General features: G+C 70.5%; 3 protein-coding genes. 1 reads left to right on the forward strand and 2 read right to left on the reverse strand.

Annotation, left to right across the window (positions count from 1 at the left end):
• Positions 1–482, forward strand: a 482-nt coding sequence (locus VHB27_RS17305; RefSeq protein ID WP_325602749.1) for an ABC transporter permease, incomplete at its 5' end; no start/stop codon positions are given.
• A gap of 20 nt (positions 483–502) precedes the next feature.
• Here the strand turns inward: VHB27_RS17305 and VHB27_RS17310 are convergent.
• Positions 503–1,504, reverse strand: a complete 1,002-nt coding sequence (locus VHB27_RS17310) for a VOC family protein (RefSeq protein ID WP_325602751.1) — start codon at positions 1,502–1,504, stop codon at positions 503–505.
• A gap of 92 nt (positions 1,505–1,596) precedes the next feature.
• Positions 1,597–2,528: MFS transporter (locus VHB27_RS17315; protein WP_325602753.1), on the reverse strand; the 932-nt coding region annotated here is incomplete at its 5' end.

Below are 2,528 nucleotides of genomic sequence, written 5' to 3' on the forward strand. Positions count from 1 at the left end.
GGCGCGGCGCGACCCGCGTGCTGTTCGGCGTGCGCTGGTCCTTCCTGACGCTGGACGGGCTGCGGCACCTGCTGATGCCGGCGCTGAACCTGGCGCTGTTCAACATCTCCCTGGTGCTGCGCCTGACGCGGGCCGGGGTGCGCGAAACCCTGCCCCTCGACTTCATCAAGTTCGCCCGCGCCAAGGGACTCTCGCCCGCTCGGATTCTGCTCGTGCACGTGCTGAAGAACATCATGATCCCCGTCGTGACGGTCGTCGGGCTGGAACTGGGGTCGACCATTGCCTTCGCCGTGGTGACCGAAAGCGTGTTCGCCTGGCCGGGGATGGGGAAGCTGATCATCGACAGCATCAACGTGCTCGACCGGCCGGTGATCGTTGCGTATCTGATGATGATCGTGCTGCTGTTCGTGACGATCAACCTGGTCGTGGACATCCTCTATACGGTGCTGGATCCCAGGGTGCGGCTGGACCAGAAGGGGTAGCGTCCGGACCAGGCCCCGCGTCAGCGCCCCGCCGTCACGGCGTCCCACCACGGGCACGCCCCGGCCTGGCGGACGAAGTTGCCGTCCAGCACCCGCAACGGCTCCCGCTTGCCGTCCGCGGCCGCCTTCAGGCGCAGCGCCCGGGATTGCGCCCGCTGCTCCGCCGGCAGCCAGGCGCGGTCGTGGCCCCACAGGCTGGGGCCGACCGTGACCTCGGACGCGGTCCAGTTGCCGGGGGTCACGTCCTTCCCGCCCCAGCCGTATTCCAGCATGAACCCGGACGGCGAGCGCAGGTAATAGCTCGTCACCGCATCGTTCGGGTGCCGCCCCAGCGTGGTCGCGATCCGTTCGGGGTCGCCCAGCGCGATGTCGTAGCCCTGGCCCACGTCGTCCAGCGAATACAGCTCCACCATCAAATGATGCAGGTCCTGCTTGCCGGTTTCGATCAGCGCCACCGAGTGGTGCCGCGGGTTCACGTGCATGAAATAGGCCCGGAACGGCGTCGTGATGTAGTCGCTGACCGCGAAGCCCAGGACGTCGATGTAGAAGGACAGGAGGTCGTCTATTTTCGTTACATGAAAGACCACGTGGCCCATCCCCAGCGGCCCGGTCCGAAAGCCCGAGATCGTTCGGCCGGGCTTGAACGGCGTATCGGCGACGGCGGCGCCGTGGAACGCCTCCAGCCGGTTGCCGGCGGGGTCGCGGAAGCTGATCAGGCCGGTCACGAAACGCTGCGCGGCCAGGCTCGCCGGCTCCTGCGTCACCGCGACCTTGTGCGCGTCCAGCGTCGCGGCCAGGGCGTCCAGGGCCGCCGCGTCCGCGACCTCGAACCCGAAATACCGTTCGCCGTCGGACAGGCTGCGGTCGATGACCAGACGCTGCGCCCGGTCGTCCATGCGGAAGGCGCGGGCGGTGTTGCCGCGCTCGATCATCTGCATGCCAAGCCAGTTGGTGGCGAAATCCGTCCAGTCGCCAAGGTCTGCGGCGCCGATGCCGACATAGCCGAGGGCACGGATGGTCATTGTTCTATCCTCCCGGTCTTGCCGCGACGATAGCACGGACCGGACAGGACTGTCAGGACGGCGGAGACCACGACGGGACAGACCGCTCGATGTCAGCGCCCGCGCACCGGTTCCACCCCTGGGTCCACCTGGCGGAACCCCCAGTAGTACAGCGCCAGGTACGCCCCCTGGAACGCCGCCCCGATGAAGAACGGCAGCCCCAGATCGCCCGCCGCGAACAGGACCCCGGTCAGCATCGGGCTGACCGCGCGCGGCACCTGGGTCGAGACGTTCCCCATGCTGGCCGCGAAGCCGCGCCGGCGGGCGCGGACGATCGAGACATTGAGGGCGGAGCGGGCGCCGGTGGTGCCGCGATTGAACATCGCCCGCAGCACCCACAGCGTGGCCGCCAGCCAGAAGCTGCCGGCGAACGGCAGGGCGATCAGCAGCCCGAGGCCGACCAGGCGCATCGCCACGACGGCGCGCACGACGCCCACCCAGCGCGACAGCAGCCCGGTGCCCAGGGACGCGACGGCCGCCATCAGGAAGCCGGCCGCCATCAGCGGCCCGATCTCGGCCGGTCCCTCGCCGAAGCGGATCGCGAACCAATAGGCGATCAGCGGCCCGGTCGCGCCGATGCCCGCCCCGTTCATCATGTTCGCAACCATCAGCCGCAGCACCAGGCGGTTCTCCCGCCGGTCCTCGTGCGGGGTCGGCGGCTCCGGCGGCGCGGGGCTGGCCTCGGAGTCGGGTGTCCGCAGCAGCAGCGCGCAGCACAGCAGGGACCCCACCGCGGCCAGCAGGAACAGCGGCCGGTACGACAGCGCGCCCGGCAGCACGGTCCGCACCAGGGACGGCGACGCGGCCAGGACCGCCCCCGCCGCGTTGCCGAGGAAGCCCAGCGCCGCGTTCAGGCTGTAGACCGGTCCGCGCCGCACCGGGGTCAGGGCTTGCGCCAGCCAGGCCTGCTCGACCGGCGCGAACGGCCCGGCCGCGCCGTTGCCGCCCCGGCCGAAGCCGCCCACCAGCGCGGCCAGCCACAGCG

The organism is Rhodopila sp. (assembly GCF_035548235.1).
In the GTDB taxonomy this organism is placed as follows: domain Bacteria; phylum Pseudomonadota; class Alphaproteobacteria; order Acetobacterales; family Acetobacteraceae; genus Rhodopila.

What these genes read in the sequence shown, in the direction of transcription:
- VHB27_RS17310 (WP_325602751.1), bottom strand. Translation starts at nt 1,504, where the DNA reads ATGACCATCCGTGCCCTCGGCTATGTCGGCATCGGCGCCGCAGACCTT.